This window comes from Actinomadura livida, from assembly GCF_014648675.1.
Classification (GTDB): Bacteria; Actinomycetota; Actinomycetes; order Streptosporangiales; family Streptosporangiaceae; genus Spirillospora; species Spirillospora livida.
In genome coordinates this window covers 119,285-133,564 of the sequence record NZ_BMRO01000005.1, presented here as the reverse complement: position 1 = coordinate 133,564, position 14,280 = coordinate 119,285, and the positions used below count along the sequence as shown (strand labels likewise).

Annotated in this window: 15 protein-coding genes; 11 read left to right on the top strand and 4 right to left on the bottom strand. The window is 72.7% G+C overall.

Features of this window, described 5'->3' with window-relative positions; all coding sequences use genetic code 11:
• Positions 1 to 59: 59 nt before the first annotated feature.
• Genes IEZ03_RS13345 through IEZ03_RS13330 form a run of 4 tightly spaced genes read left to right on the top strand, consistent with a single transcriptional unit; the run spans position 60 to position 3,697 of the window.
• Positions 60 to 1,577, top strand: a complete 1,518-nt coding sequence (locus IEZ03_RS13345) for a class I adenylate-forming enzyme family protein (protein ID WP_229808269.1) — start codon at positions 60 to 62, stop codon at positions 1,575 to 1,577.
• Positions 1,578 to 1,581: 4 nt separating this feature from the next.
• Positions 1,582 to 2,061 carry a MaoC family dehydratase gene (locus IEZ03_RS13340; protein WP_184878357.1) on the top strand — a complete coding sequence of 160 codons (480 nt, stop codon included), beginning with the start codon at positions 1,582 to 1,584 and terminating at the stop codon, positions 2,059 to 2,061.
• The gene (locus IEZ03_RS13335) at positions 2,058 to 2,807 is read left to right on the top strand and encodes an enoyl-CoA hydratase/isomerase family protein (protein ID WP_184878355.1); all 750 of its coding nucleotides are present in this window, start codon (positions 2,058 to 2,060) and stop codon (positions 2,805 to 2,807) included. Before IEZ03_RS13340 ends, IEZ03_RS13335 begins: the two co-directional genes overlap by 4 nt.
• The gene (locus IEZ03_RS13330; RefSeq protein WP_184878352.1) at positions 2,804 to 3,697 is read left to right on the top strand and encodes a TIGR03564 family F420-dependent LLM class oxidoreductase; all 894 of its coding nucleotides are present in this window, start codon (positions 2,804 to 2,806) and stop codon (positions 3,695 to 3,697) included. The genes IEZ03_RS13335 and IEZ03_RS13330 overlap by 4 nt, the downstream gene beginning before the upstream one ends.
• Before the next feature lie 108 nt (positions 3,698 to 3,805).
• On the opposite strand, the gene IEZ03_RS13325 is transcribed toward IEZ03_RS13330, so the two are convergent.
• Positions 3,806 to 4,408, bottom strand: coding sequence for a cysteine hydrolase family protein (locus tag IEZ03_RS13325; protein WP_184878349.1), 603 nt, complete (start codon positions 4,406 to 4,408; stop codon positions 3,806 to 3,808).
• Positions 4,409 to 4,423: 15 nt separating this feature from the next.
• Positions 4,424 to 5,590: an acyl-CoA dehydrogenase family protein gene (locus tag IEZ03_RS13320; RefSeq protein ID WP_184878346.1), complete on the bottom strand. Its 1,167-nt coding sequence runs from the start codon at positions 5,588 to 5,590 to the stop codon at positions 4,424 to 4,426.
• 145 nt (positions 5,591 to 5,735) lie between these two features.
• Here IEZ03_RS13320 and IEZ03_RS13315 point away from each other — a divergent pair, with 145 nt between their 5' ends.
• From IEZ03_RS13315 to IEZ03_RS13290, 6 genes are all read left to right on the top strand, one after another.
• A complete protein-coding gene (locus IEZ03_RS13315; RefSeq protein WP_184878344.1) occupies positions 5,736 to 6,575 on the top strand; it encodes a cupin domain-containing protein in 840 nt (279 codons plus the stop codon).
• A complete protein-coding gene (locus tag IEZ03_RS13310; protein ID WP_184878342.1) occupies positions 6,572 to 7,390 on the top strand; it encodes an alpha/beta fold hydrolase in 819 nt (272 codons plus the stop codon). Before IEZ03_RS13315 ends, IEZ03_RS13310 begins: the two co-directional genes overlap by 4 nt.
• The gene (locus IEZ03_RS13305) at positions 7,387 to 8,172 is read left to right on the top strand and encodes an enoyl-CoA hydratase/isomerase family protein (protein WP_184878340.1); all 786 of its coding nucleotides are present in this window, start codon (positions 7,387 to 7,389) and stop codon (positions 8,170 to 8,172) included. Before IEZ03_RS13310 ends, IEZ03_RS13305 begins: the two co-directional genes overlap by 4 nt.
• The gene (locus IEZ03_RS13300) at positions 8,169 to 8,588 is read left to right on the top strand and encodes a hypothetical protein (protein ID WP_184878338.1); all 420 of its coding nucleotides are present in this window, start codon (positions 8,169 to 8,171) and stop codon (positions 8,586 to 8,588) included. The genes IEZ03_RS13305 and IEZ03_RS13300 overlap by 4 nt, the downstream gene beginning before the upstream one ends.
• A 99-nt stretch (positions 8,589 to 8,687) precedes the next feature.
• A complete protein-coding gene (locus IEZ03_RS13295; protein ID WP_229808268.1) occupies positions 8,688 to 10,055 on the top strand; it encodes an alpha/beta hydrolase domain-containing protein in 1,368 nt (455 codons plus the stop codon).
• 105 nt (positions 10,056 to 10,160) lie between these two features.
• Positions 10,161 to 10,622 (top strand): MarR family winged helix-turn-helix transcriptional regulator, encoded by a 462-nt coding sequence (locus IEZ03_RS13290; RefSeq protein WP_184878336.1) that lies wholly within the window; start codon positions 10,161 to 10,163, stop codon positions 10,620 to 10,622.
• Positions 10,623 to 10,692: 70 nt separating this feature from the next.
• Here IEZ03_RS13290 and IEZ03_RS13285 read toward each other — a convergent pair whose 3' ends face one another.
• Positions 10,693 to 11,700 (bottom strand): adenylate/guanylate cyclase domain-containing protein, encoded by a 1,008-nt coding sequence (locus IEZ03_RS13285; RefSeq protein WP_184878334.1) that lies wholly within the window; start codon positions 11,698 to 11,700, stop codon positions 10,693 to 10,695.
• Between the two features lie 90 nt (positions 11,701 to 11,790).
• Here IEZ03_RS13285 and IEZ03_RS13280 point away from each other — a divergent pair, with 90 nt between their 5' ends.
• Entirely contained in the window at positions 11,791 to 12,555 is a 765-nt protein-coding gene (locus tag IEZ03_RS13280) for a MerR family transcriptional regulator (RefSeq protein WP_184878332.1), read from the top strand.
• Here the strand turns inward: IEZ03_RS13280 and IEZ03_RS13275 are convergent.
• Positions 12,544 to 14,157 (bottom strand): RNA polymerase sigma factor, encoded by a 1,614-nt coding sequence (locus IEZ03_RS13275; RefSeq protein ID WP_184878330.1) that lies wholly within the window; start codon positions 14,155 to 14,157, stop codon positions 12,544 to 12,546. The genes IEZ03_RS13280 and IEZ03_RS13275 overlap by 12 nt on opposite strands.
• Between the last annotated feature and the right edge of the window lie 123 nt (positions 14,158 to 14,280).

Below are 14,280 nucleotides of genomic sequence, written 5' to 3'. Positions count from 1 at the left end.
GAGAGATAGATCAGACGACTCCTGTCAACGCGAGTAGCAAGGGAAAGAGGCGGGCAGCCATGGCACAGATGAACATCGCCAGCGGGATCCGCGAGTTCGCGCACAGCACGCCGCGTGCCACCGCACTGATCGACGGCGACCGGCGGCTGACGTTCGCCGAGGTGGACGACCGCAGCAACCGTGTCGCCGGCCTGCTCGTCGACGCGGGTTTCACCGCCGGCGACCGCGTGGCCGTCCTGCTCGGCAACCAGCTGGAGTACGTGGAGGTCGCGGCGGGCGCCGCGAAGGCCGGCGTCGCGATGGTCCCGCTGAACCCGCGCGGCACCGCCGCCGAGCACGGCTCGCTGATCGAGCGGTCCGGCGCGACCGGCCTGATCGCCGACGTGGCGTTCCAGGACAACGTGCCCCAGCTGGCCGAGGACCTGCCGCTCGCCCTCGCCCTCGGCTCGCAGGACTGGGGCCGCCCCTACGACGAGGCCCTCGCGGGAGCGCGGGCGGTCGACCCGCGCGTCGAGGTCAGCGAGACCGACCCGTTCTGCGTGCAGTACACGTCCGGGACGACGGGCCAGCCGAAGGGCGCCCTGCTCACCCACCGGTCCCGCGTGCTCACCATGTTCGGCTGCGCGGTCGACTTCGGCGTCGGCCCCGGCAAGCGGACCGCGGCCATCGCGCCGATGGCGCTCGGCGCCGGGTTCTGCTTCGCCTACGCGGGCCCGTTCATGGGCGGGCAGACGTCGATGCTGCGCCGCTGGGACCCCGAGGAACTGCTGCACATGATCGAGCGCGACCGGCTCCAGACGATCTTCCTGGTGCCGACGCACGCGCTGATGCTGCGGCAGTTCATGGAGCAGGCGCCGCGCAAGTGGGACGTGTCCAGCCTGGAGACCCTGTACTTCAACGCCGCCGCGCTGCCGGTGCCGCTGAAGGAGTGGGTGATCGAGGCGTTCCCGGGCGTCGGCGTGCACGAGGTGTACGGCTCCACCGAGGCGGGCATCGTGACGAACCTGCGGCCCCACGACGCGCTCCGCAAGGCCGGGTCGGTCGGGCACCCGTGGTGGATGACCGACGTGAAGCTGCTCGACGAGGACGGCCAGGAGGTCGGGCCGGGCGAGTCGGGCGAGCTGTTCGGGTACTCCCCGTTCAACATGCTCGGCTACCTGGACGACCCCGAGGCCACCGCCGAGGCGATCCGGCCGGACGGCTACCTGTCCTCCGGGGACATCGCCGTCCGCGACGAGGAGGGCTTCATCTCCATCGTCGACCGCAAGAAGGACATGATCATCTCTGGCGCGGCGAACATCTACCCGCGCGAGATCGAGGGCGTGCTGCACCACTGCGACGGCGTCGCCGAGGTCGCGGTCGTCGGCCTGCCCGACGAGAAGTGGGGCGAGACGGTCGGCGCGTTCGTCGTGCCGCGGGACGGGGCGGAGCTCGACTTCGCCGCCATGGAGGCGGCCGTCCGCGAGCGGCTCGCCGGCTACAAGGCCCCGCGGGTGTGGAAGGCCCTGGACGAGCTCCCGAAGAACGCCAACGGAAAGATCCTCAAGCGGGTCATCCGCGACACTTACGGAGCGTGAACGCGTGACCGTCCTGAAGCCCGTCCTGCCCGCGGCGTTCGCCGCCGGCGCCACACTGCGCACCCCGGGCCGCACCCTCACGTCCGGCGACTTCGCCGCGATCATCAACGCGACGTGGGAGAACGGCCCCCTGCACACCGACGACGTGTACATGTCCGGGACCGGGTTCGGCCGCCGCATCCTCGGCGGCCCCTGCCTGCTCGCGATCGCGGCCGGGCTGAGCTCGCCCACGATGTACGCGAGCTGGGCGGCGGCGGGCCTGGACTGCCACGCGGCCCTCGGCATCGACGAGGTCCGCTACGAGGCGCCGGTGTTCGAGAACGACACGATCACCGTGGACGTCGAGGTGCACACCCTGGAGCCGACGCCGGGCGGGTCCGGGTTCGTGGGCCGGGTCCGCGACGTCGTGCGCAAGCAGGACGGCACGACCGTCCTCACCATGCGCCGCGGCTACCTGCTCAAGCCGATCGCGGAGGACGCGTGAAGACCCTCGACGTCACCCGGGACGGGCACGTCCTGCTCGTCACGATGAACCGGCCCGAGGTGCTCAACGCCTACGACGCCCGGATGGTGGAGGAGCTGCGCGAAGTCTGGCGGACGTTCCGCGACGACGACGACCTGCGCGTCGCGGTGCTGACCGGTGCGGGCGACCGCAGCTTCTCCACCGGGCTCGACGTGGACGACACCCTCGCCAGCGGCGTCGCCAGCCCGTCCCTGGACGAGGACGGCCGGGTCGCGCTCACGTCCCGCGACCTGCGCGTCTTCAAGCCGATCGTCGTCGCCGTCAACGGCCACTGCTGCGCCGGCGGATGGCACTTCGTCAACGACGCCGACGTGATCCTCTGCTCGGAGAACGCGACGTTCTTCGACACCCACGTCGACGTGGGCCTGGCCAACCCGGTCGAGGCCGTCGGCCTGCTCAGCCGCCTGCCGCTCACCGAGGTCACGCGGATGGTCGCCAGCGGCCGCGCGTACCGGCTGGGCGCGGAACGGGCCCGCGAACTGGGCCTGGTCACCGAGGTCGTCCCGCTGGAGGACCTCGTCCCGCGCGCCCTGGAGATCGCGCACGTGATGGCCCAGCACCCTCCCGAGATCCTGGCCAACAGCCTGGAGACCATCTGGACGGCCGTCGAGGACCAGCGGGCCCGCGCCGAGGCGCTCGGGCTGGCGCTGCTCATGCGGGCGTCCGACCGCGACCTGCTCGCGTTCCGGTCCGGGGCCGGAACGTGAAGATCGGGATCTTCGACCAGGTAGACGACGTCCGCGAGACCGCCGCCGACCTGCGGGCGGCGGCGCGGGACGGCATCGACTCCTACTGGCTGACGCAGGCGTTCGGGACCGACACGCTCACCGTGCTCGGCGCGGTCGCCCGCGACCTGCCGGGGCTGCGGGTCGGCACGGCCGTCGTCCCCGCCTACCCGCGGCACCCGATGGCCCTGGCCCAGCAGGCGCTCACCACGAACGTCCTCGTGGACGGGCGGCTCGCCCTCGGCGTCGGCCCGTCCCACCCGTCCGTGGTCGAGCCGTGCTGGGGCATGTCGTACGACCGTCCGGCCCGCTACATGCGCGAGTACCTGGAGGCGCTGACCGGCGCGCTGACCCAGCGCGTCCGCTTCCGGGGCGAGGTGCTGACCGCCCGCGGCGACCTGGACATCCCCGGGGCGCCGGTGCCGCCCGTCCTCGTCGCGGCGCTCGGCCCGAAGATGCTGGAGATCACCGGGGCCCTCGCCGCCGGCACGATCACGTGGATGGTCGGCCCGCGCACCCTCCGGGAACTGACGATCCCGACGATCCGGGAGGCCGCCGCCAAGGCCGGGCGCCCCGCCCCGGAGATCATCGTCCCGCTGCCGGTCTGCGTGACGGACGACCCCCCGGCCGCCCTCGCACGTGCCGAGGCGGACCTGGAGTGGTACGGCACCCTTCCGTCCTACCGCGCGATGCTCGACCGGGAGGGCTGCGACACCCCCGGGCAGATGGCGCTGATCGGCGACGCCGACACGGTCGCCGCCCGGATCGAGTCGTTCGCCGATCTCGGCGTGACCACGTTCGCCGCCAAGATCTTCGGCACCGCGGACGAGCGGGCCGCCACCCGCGCCCTGGTCGCCGCACTCGCCCGCTGACGTCCCGGCGTGGGGTCCGGTCCGTTTCGCACGACGAGAAGACCCGCGGCGCGCCGCCCCGCTTGGCTGCTGAGAAAAGCGGGGGCGCGCCGCGGGCGGATCGCGGGGTCAGGCCCAGGCGCGGACGACCTCGTCCACCGTGTTGACCCAGCCGAAGATGAAGCCGATTCCGTTCAGCGCGTAGTCGTGCCGCGCCTTGTCGAACTCCGCCGTCGCGTCGCTGATCACGTGGGTGGCGTAGTCGCGCTGGCCCGCGTCCCGCGCGGTCGTCTCGACGCAGATGTTCGTGGTCACCCCGCAGATGACCAGCGAGCGGACGCCAAGGCCGGTGAGGATCGGCTCCAGGCGGGTGCCGTAGAAGGAGCTGGGCCGCGACTTGTCGATGACGATGTCGCCCTCGGCCGGGGTCAGCTCGTCGCAGATCTCCGCGTCCCAGCTGCCCGCCGCGAGAGCGCCGACCTCCTTGATGGCCGGGACGATCTCGTTGGGCACCAGGCCGCCGTCCGCGTAACCGGGCTGGAAGATGTACCGGGTGTAGATCACCGGGACGCCGGCCGCGTGCGCGGCGTCGATCAGGGTGCGGCAGCCCGCGATCGCCGGGCGGAGCTCCTCGTGCGGCAGTCCCATCGCCGCCATGGAGCCCTTGGGCTCGGTGAAGCTGTTCTGCATGTCGACGACCAGCAGTGCGGTGTTCTCTCGCGTGATGTCCACCGGGGACCTCCCGACTCAGTAGCTTCTCGGCAGGCCGAGCGACTCGCCGAGGATGTTGCGGATCATGTCGTTGCTCACGGGACTGAACAGCTGCAGGCGGGCGTCCCGGAAGTACATCTGCATCGCCGACTCCTCGGCGAGGCCGTGCGCGGCCATCGCGCGCATCCCGCGGTCGACGATGCGGGCCGTCGACTCGCCGGCGACGAGCTTGGCCATCGCGGTCAGCGCCGTGGCCGGGCCGCCCTCCTCCATGGTCCGGACGGCGGTGTTCACCAGGGCCCGGGACGCCGACAGGTCGGCGATCGAGTCGGCGGCGGCGTGCTGGAGGGCCTGGAAGCGGCCGATGGGACCGCCGAACGCCTCACGTTCACGCAGGTGGGTGACGTGCAGGTCGAGGGCGGCGCGGCCGATGCCCAGGCTGATCCCGGCGGCCAGGACGCGCTCCACGTCGAGGGTCTGCGCGAGCAGCGCCATGCCGCGGCCCCGTTCGCCGACGAGGTGGTCGAGCGGCGCGACCGCGTCGTCGAAATAGATCTCGCAGGTCCCGGCGGCGCGCATCCCGGCGAGGTGGACGCGGTTGACGGTGACGCCCGGCTGGTCGAGCGGCACCGCGATCACGCTGAGGCCGCGTGACCGCCGCCCCTCCTCGGGCGGGTCGGTGCGGCACAGCACGAAGGCGATCTCGGCCTTGTGGGCGAGGGAGATCCACAGCTTCTGGCCGCGCAGCACCCAGCGTCCGTCCTCGACGCGGGCCGACGTGCGGAGGTTCAGCAGGTCGGTGCCGACGTCGGGCTCGCTCATCCCGAACGAGCAGATCTTCTCGCCGGACGCGATGTCGGGCAGCCAGGCGGCCGCGGCCGTGCCGGTGCCGTCACCGAGCATCCGCATCGCCATGCCGCAGGTGACGTAGTCGACGGCGAGGCCGGGGAGGACGCGAGCGATCTCCTCGGTGACCGCGACCGCGTCGCCGACGGTGCCGCCCGTCCCGCCCGCGGCCTCGTCCCCGCCCAGGCCGAGCAGCCCGGCCCTGCCGAGCGCGGTCCAGGCGTCGGCGGCGAACAGGCCCTCGCGGTCGAGCGCGAGCGCGCGGTCCGCGGGCAGTTCCCGGGCGAGCAGCGAGCCGACCATGTCCCGCAGGTCGCCGCGTTCCCGGGTCTCCTCGAACGGCCTCGTTCCGAGCACGCTCCCCCCTCCCCGCATGGCCATAAATCTGATGTATCGCAAACGCAGTGTCAAGCGTCTGCGACCAGGCGCATGGCCATTGACACTACCTCATGACAGCAGGATATCTTTATGTCTGATGTATTCGCGCCGGAGAGGGGTCCAGGTGTCGGGTGAGGTCACGATCGTCGACGGTCCCGCCATGCCGTGGGTGAACGGCCGGGAGGCGTACGACTCGATGGAGCCGGCGTTCCGGGAGAACCTCGGCGACCCGGACCGCGTCGGCGAACTGCTCTCGAAGTACTGGATGCGGGCCCTCTGGACCGATCCGGCGACGTCCCGCCGCATCGACCACGTCCGGACCGACCCCGGCTACCGCGACCTGTCGGAGGCGTACCACGACAGCGTGGAGGAGGCCCTGTTCCTCGGCGGGCGGGCGACGCTCACCGCCGAGGGCGACTTCCAGGCGGGCGACTACTTCTGGCGTCCCCCCGGCTGGGTGCACTCGGCCTCGTCCGCCGAGGGCTTCGAGTGCGTCCTGATGATGGAGGGCGAGTCGGCGGCCGACGGGAGCGACCGCGTCTCCCGCGTGGTGCGCCCCGACGAGGAGGCGGGACGGCACGCCCGCCCCGGCGCGTCCGACCCGATCGGCCCGCGCGGCTACGTGCGCCGCAAGGAGGGCCGGTTCATGGTGTGGCGCGACCACGACGACACGGTGACCCGGCTCGCCGGGCCCGGCGTCCCCGGCCTGCGGTCCAAGGTGCTGAGCAGCAACGCGACCGCGCCCGGCGTCTCGGTGCTCGTCGACCTGCCCGCCGGATGGGCGCGCCCCGTCCCGGCCGCCCCGCACGAGCGGTTCCTGATCCTGACGGAGGGCGGGGTCACCGCCGACGGCACGACCCTGGAGCCCTGCTCGCTGATCAACATCCCGGCCGGGCTCGACGGCCCCGCGATCACGGCGGGCGACGGCGCGCGGCTCCTGGTCAAGGTGAGCGCCGCGCCATGACGACCACGAGAACGAAGGGCGGCTACGCCGACACCGACTGGGGCCAGGTCCACTACCGGATCAACGGCGACTCCGGCCCGTGGATCGGGCTGTTCCACGAGTCGCCCCTCTCCTCCCGGGTCTACGCGGAGGTGCTGCCCGCGCTCGGCCGGTCCGCGCGGGCCGTGGCGTTCGACACGCCCGGCTACGGCGCGTCCGATCCGCCGCCGGGCCCCGGGTTCGAGATCCCCGACTACGCGGGGATGCTCGCGCAGGCGGCCGCCGGGATCGGGATGGAACGTCCCGTTCTCGGCGGCGTCCACACCGGCGCGTCCCTCGCCATCGCGGCCGCCGCGCACCTGCCCGCCGCCGGGCTGGTGCTGAGCGGCGTCCCGCTGTTCGACGCGGGCGAACGAGCCGGCTTCCTCGCGGACTGGACGCCCGCCGCGCCGATCGACGGCACGGGCTCCCAGTTCGCCTGGGCCGTCGAACGCTACCGCCGCATCTGGGGGGCGGACGTCCCGCGGGACATGCTGCACCTGGCCGTGACGGAGCTGATGCGCGTCGCGGACAACTACGAGTGGGGCTACCGGGCGGCGTTCCGGTACGACCCGTCCGACGCCCTCGCGGCGGCGGACGTGCCGGTCCTCCTGCTGGACGCCGAGTTCGACATGCTCGCCGGCAAGGACCCGCTCGCGATGGAGCTGGCACGCGACGCCCGGCTCGTCGTCCTGCCCGGCCTGCCCGGGCAACCGCACCTGCGCTCCCCGGACCGCTACGCCTCGGCGCTGCTGGAGTTCGTCCGGGAGCTCACCGACCCGAAGGAAGGCCGATGACCCAGGTCGACACGAAGGTGACCGGTTCGGTCATGACCATCACGCTCAACAGCCCCGAGCGGATGAACAGCCTGTCCCCGGAGACCCTCGACGGCCTGAACGCCGCGCTGGACGCCGCCGAGCGCGACGACTCGCTGTCCTCCCTGGTGATCACCGGGACGGGCCGGGCGTTCTGCGTCGGGATGGACATCGGCTTCCTCGGCGACTGCTTCGCCGACCCGCCCGGGGTGTTCCTGCCGTTCGTCCGCCGGCTGCACGCGTTCCTCGACCGGCTGGAGGCGTTCCCGCTGCCGAGCGTCGCCGCGATCAACGGGCTGACCCGCGCGGGCGGCTTCGAGCTGCTGCTGGCCTGCGACTTCGTCATCGCCGCCGACGACGCCAAGGTCGGCGACACGCACAGCGACTTCGGGGTCGTGCCCGGCGCGGGCGCGTCCCAGCGCGCCCCGCGCAAGCTCGGCGACCAGCGCGCCCGCGCGCTGCTCCTCGCCGGCCACTGGCTGACCGGCCCCGAGATGGTCGACTGGGGCCTCGCGCTGTCCAGCGTCCCGGCGGCGGAGCTGGCGGACGAGGTCACCCGCCTCACCGACAGGCTCGGCGACCGCTCCCGCGCGGTGACCGCGTTCATCAAGCAGCTGCTCAACGCGGCCCCGGACGTGACGCTGGAGGAGGGCCTGCGCCTCGAACGCGAGCTGTTCACCCGCTTCCACGAGGAGGTCGCGGACGCCGACGAGGGGTACCGGGCCTACGTGGAGAAGCGCCGTCCCGTCTGGAACAGCCGATGACGGCCGCGGCTTCAGGCGAGACGTCGAGCACGCCGCCGGTAGAGGTCACCCAGCCCCTCATCGATGGTCTCGTCGGCCTCGGCGGCTACACCCACCCGCTTTTCAACCCCGGCCCACGCGAGTGGGCCGAGGGCGCCCGCGCGCCGCTGCCGGGGCAGGGCGTCCTGCTGCTGATGGGCGGGCTGGTCGAGCAGTCGGGGCTGCTCGACCACGCCATCGCGCTGATCGAGCTGCGCGAGGTGCGCTTCCGGAAGATGGTCAAGGCGGGCACGACGCTGCACGTCGAGCTGACCCCGGGCGAGTCCGGCGAGACGGGCAGCGGCAAGATCATCCAGCACTACCGCTGGGTGGCGGTGGACGGCGCGGGCGACCACGTCGTCGAGGCCACCGCACTGATGCTCGTGCGCCCGTCCTGACGCGCGGCATGGCGGCACGCTGGTGATTTCGCCGATGCGGCCACCCGGGAGCGCGGGAACCATGGGCTGATTCCGTCACCTGCCCGTGGAGGGGACGCCGTGCTGTTCTCACCGTTCACCCGGCTGCTGGCCGCATCGCTGCTCTCGGCATCGATGGCGGCGGCCGGGCTCGTCATCGCATCGGGCCCCGCCCATGCGCGTGGCGCGCCCGGCACCGTCGTGGAGGGTCCGATTCCAGGTGCGCCGCCCGGGGACCCTTCGTCTCCGGACGTCGCCGAGACCTATCCGTGGATGGCCACGAACGTCGACCTGGCCTCGCTCGGGTACGTGGAACAGGAGTTCTTCGTCTCCGGCGAGGCCACCGCGTACAGCGCCACCGGCGAGGAGCTGGCGACCGGCGTCCCGTACAAGACCCGCGTCATCGTGCGGAAACCCGCCAGGCCCCACCGGTACAACGGCACGGTCATCGCCGAGTGGCAGAACGTCACGGCCGGATACGACCTCGACGCCCTGTGGAGCACCGACCAGATCACCCGCGCCGGGTACGCCTGGGCGGGCATCTCCGCGCAGCGGGTCGGAGTGGAGCACCTGACCGAGTGGAGCCCAGCCCGCTACGGCGACCTGGACGTCACCGGCGGCGGCCGGTTCACCGGGGACGAGCTGTCCTACGACATCTACGCGCAGGTCGCCGAGACCCTGCGCACGTCCACGCCGCTGCGCGGACTCAGGACCGGCACGGTACTGGGCGTGGGCGCCTCGCAGTCGGCGTTCCGGATGACCACCTACTACGACGCCGTCCTTCCGCAGAGCGAGAAGGTCTTCGACGGCTACGCCTTCATCGTCGGCCCCGCCCCGGCGCGGCGCGGTCCCGAGCCGGTGTTCAACGTGCTGTCGGAGACAGACGTCCGCTCGCCCGCCCGGCCGCCGGACACCGATACGTTCCGCCGGTGGGAGGTCGCCGGAAGCGCGCATTCCGGCTGGCACGGCCAGGAGTACCGCCGCCCGATCCTGACCCGCGACCTGGGCGAGGCGCCCACCTACCGGTGCGACGCGCCTCCGTTCAGCCGCGTCCCCCTGCACCACGTGATCGCCACGTCCTACGACCACCTCGTCCGGTGGACGAAGGGACGCACACCGCCGTCCGCGCCACCGCTCCAGTTCAACCCGGACGGCACCAAGGCCCGCGACGCGCTGGGCCTGGCCAAGGGCGGCATCAGGCTCTCCCAGGTGGAGGCGCCCACGGCGCTCAACACGGGCGACAACTCCGGCGAGACCTTCTGCTTCCTCTTCGGCACCCACGCACCGTTCGACAAGGCCCGGCTGGACGAGCTCTACCCGTCCCGCGGCCGCTACGTCGCGGCCGTCGTGCAGAGCGACGCCCGCAACCTGAGGGAGGGCTACCTGCTCCCGGCGGACGCCCACCGGAACCGCGCCGACGCGATCCACTCGGACGTCGGACGGGACTGACCTCCAGGGCAGTGCTCCCCACCTCCAGGGCAGTGCTCCCCGCCCGCCCGGGGAGCACTGCCCGCGTTCCCGCCGCCCCGATTCCGGCGAACGTAGGATGGAGGGATGACGGGGACGGCCGACGACGATCTCCTGACGCTGGACGCGCAGGTCTGCTTCGCCCTGCACGCGGCCTCCCGGGCATTCGACGCGCTCTACCGGAGAGAGCTGCGGGACCTCGGGCTCACCTATCCGCAGTACCTGACCATGATGGTCCTCTGGGAGACCGGCGACCTCACCGTCAAGCAGCTCGGCGAGCGCCTGCGCCTGGACTCCGGGACGCTCTCCCCGCTCATCAAGCGCCTGGAGAACGCCGGCCTGGTGGAACGCCGCCGCGGCCGAGAGGACGAACGCTCGGTGTCGGTCCACCTGACCCCCGAGGGCACGGCCCTCCGCGACCGCGCCGCAGGCGTCCCCCGCCGCATGCTCGACTCGACGGGCCTGTCCCCCGAAGAACTGACGACCCTGCGCGGCACCCTCCAGTCGCTGACCCGAAACCTGGACTCCACCACGACCCCCGCCGCCTGACCCCGGCAAATTCGTTGACTTGCGGCGTGTTGTTGTTTTGGCGGGCGGGATAACAACAACATGCCGCAAGTCAACGGGGTGTCGGCCCGGGAACGTCTGCCTTTGGCCTCAATCGGTACGGGCGGACGCGGCCCAGGCCCTGGAGCGGGCGGGGGCGGAGGGCGGAGATGTCGTAGGCGCCTTTGGGGAGGGCCGTGGCGAGGCCGTTGTCGATGAGGACCGTTCCGGGGTGCGCGGTGGCCGTGAGGCGGGCGGCGAGGTTGACCGGGGTGCCGAACACGTCGCCCAGGCGCTGGATGACCTCTCCGGAGGCGAGGCCGACGCGGATCTTGGGGAAGTCGGGGTCCGCGTCGAAGCGTTCCGCGATGCGCAGCCCGATGTCGGCGGCGGCGCGGGGCTCGGACGTGACGAACAGGACCTCGTCGCCGAGGGTCTTGACGACCCGGCCGCCGAGTTGAGCGATGATCTCGGCGGTGCTGGCCTCGAACCGCTCCACGAAGGCGGCGAGGGCCCCGCTGTCGAGGCGGCGGCTCAGCCGGGTGAAGGAGACCACGTCGGCGAACCCGACCGCCAGGTTCGCGATCCCGGCGGCGGGATCGGACTGCGCGGCGGCCGTCGTCGCGGCGGCGCGCATGCCCGCGGCGGTGAGCTGGCGGCGCCAGCCGTGCAGGAGCAGCCGCTCGAAGGCCGGGCGCAGGTCCTCGGTGGCGGCGAGGGCGGCGGTGACGAGGTCGGCCGCGGCCGGCTCGTCCGACGGGAGCTCGCCGAGGCGCTGCAGCCAGACGTCGCCGAGCCAGCTCGCGAGGCGGCCCATCGTCTGCCCGACGGCGCGGGCGAGCTGGAGGACCATGTCCTCGTCGACGAGGTCGGTGCCGAGGAGTTCCTTGATCTCCTGGAGGGCGGCGACGTCGCCGTCGGTGAACGCGACCTCGTCGTCGGGCGGGGTGGGGAAGCCGAGGGCCTGCCAGATGCTGCGGGCGTACTCGTCGGAGACGCCCGAGAGGGTCTCGACCTCTTTGCGCGTGTAACGCAGGGGGCCGCCGAGGAGGGTCTCCTCGATGTCGTCCGGCTCCCCCACGACGCCATCCCCTATGTGTCATTGACCGATGTAACAATAGTGCCGGAGTAAGATCACGGCGGTCAAGGTGAGACGAGTCGCAGGCGGAGCATGGCGGAGTACCGAATCGACGAGCTGGCGCGGCTGGCCGGGAGCACCGTCCGCAACATCCGCGCCTACCAGGACCGCGGGCTGCTGCCGCCGCCCCGGCTCGAAGGCCGGGTGGGCCTCTACGACGACTCGCACCTGGCGCGGCTCCGGCTGCTCGGCAAGCTGCTCGCCCGCGGCTACACGTTCGCGATCATCAAGGACCTGATGACGGCGTGGGAGACCGGCAAGGACGTCGGGGAGGTCCTCGGGCTGGAGAAGGTCCTCACCGACCCGTGGTCGGACGAGATCCCCGGCACCACCACCTTCGAGGAACTGGTCGAGAGCTTCGGCGCCGGGCTGGACGAGCACGAGGTCGCCCGGATGCGGGACCGGACCGTCGAACTCGGGCTCATCGAGCCGGACGGCGACAAGTACCGGGTGCCGAGCCCGCGGCTGCTGCACGTGGGCGCCGAGCTCGTCGCCGCCGGGATCCCGCTCGACTCCGTCCTCGACATAGCCGAGCAGATCCGCGACGACTGCGACGTGATCGCGGGCCGGTTCGTGAACCTCGTCGAAGAGCACGTGTTCGACCGGCTGGAGGGGCAGCCCGTCCCGGACGGCGCGGAGGTCACCGAGGTCGCCGCGGTGGTCCGCCGCATGCGGCCGCTGGTGAAGATGGTGGTCGAGCCGTTCATCGCGCGCGCGATGGAGACCCGCGTCCAGGCGGCGCTCGGCGAGCACCTCGAAATGGTCCGGGACCATCTCGGCGAGCCGTCACAGCAGTGAGACGCCCCAGACGACCTTCACCTGGTGCGTCGCGCCCTCGGAGTCGGTGAAGGTCAGGGTGCCCTGGCCCGGCAGCCCGACGATGAACGTCTTCAACCGGATCGTCACCTGGCTCGTGCCGCCCTCGTCGATGCCGCCCTGCATCTCGGACAGGACGAGCTGGCTGGTCGACGTCATCGCCGTCCACGTCACCGGGCCGCTCTCCGCCGCGAGGCTGACGCTCGCGGACTTGGTGCCGTAGAGCTCGACCTTGGCGGGGTTCACGACGAGGGCGCCGGGCTGCGCGGGCGGCGGGGACGAGGGCGGCGGCTGCGCCGGGTCCGCCGACTCCTGCGGGGTCTTCTCCTCCGTCTGCGGGTGCACGGGCGGCGGCACGGAGCGGCCGGGTCCGCCCGCGCTGGGCGCCCGGGACGGCTCCGTGTCGGTGCTCGACCCGTTCGGCGGCGGCTGGTGCGTGATGGACGGCTGCGGCTCCGACCGGAACGGCGGCCACGACAGCGGGGCGCCGCCGATGCCGGGCCCCATGACGAACACGGCGACCAGCGCGGCGGCCAGCGCGCCCGCCATGCCGCCGCCGGTGAAGAGCCACCGGCGGGTGAACGGCGACGGCACGTCCGGCTGGCTCGGCAGCCCGGCCGGGGTGAGGGTGCCGCCGCGGGCGGCGATGTCGGCGCGGTAGCCGGCGAGCTCGGGGTCGGTCGCGGTGTGCATGACGCGGTGCCGCAGCGCGGCCGGCAGGACCGGGGCGGGCGCCCGCCCGAACAGCGCGGCGCCGGTCACCCGGCCGCGGCGGCGGCAGTCGGCGCAGTCGGCGGCGTGCCGCGCGGTCTCCGGGTCGGCGGGCGAGACGGGAGGACGCCGGCGGAGGACCCGGCTGAGCCTCCCACCGGCAGGACGCGCGGCGGGCCGCGCGGGCTCCGGCGGAGCGGCCGGGGCGGCGGTCTCGTCCGGTTCGTCCAGAGTGGCACCGGCCAGGACGGCCACCGCGCCGGGCTCCGCCGCCAAGGCGCAGGCGCGGTTGGCGCGGTCGATCTCCTTCTGGAGCGCCGCCGCGAGTTCGGCGCGTCCGGTGCGGACCCGCAGCGCGGCCCGCCGCGTGGACAGCCCGAGCGCCGCGCCCAGCCGCCCGGGACGCAGCCCGTGCCGGAACGCCAGCAGCAGCACCTCCTGATCGCCGGGCTCCAGCTGGGCGAGGGCGGCGCGGAACAGGCCGTGCAGTTCGTCGGACGACGGCCACTCCGGGACGGGGTCGTCCGGTTCGGCACGGTCCAGGAAAGGGATGTCGGAGAACTCGGACTCCCGATCCCAGAACAGGACCTTCGCCCGGCCGCGGCGGATGCAGCGGCGGCGGGCCGCCCCGTAAAGCCACGAGCTCAGATGCAGGTGGTCGCGCATCCGCGGGGCGCGGCGGCCGGCGTCGATGAACGTGTCGTGGACGATGTCGGCGGCGACTTTCACGTCCCCCGTCATCGACAGGGCGTAGTCGTAAAGGGGCTCACCGTACTCGTCGTAGAGCGCGGCGAACGCCGTTTCATCGCCTTCGTTCAGCCCCTTGACCAGTGAGCGGTCGGGGGCGTGCACGGTGGGGGACAACCTGGGCATTCACGCTCCCGGCAGCGGCATGAGGGGTCCGTCCCCATGGGAATCGTCCGGACAATCAGCCCACCTTGCATACACCCGTGAACCCCATCCGCACCACATGATCTGCCGAAATCACCATTATAG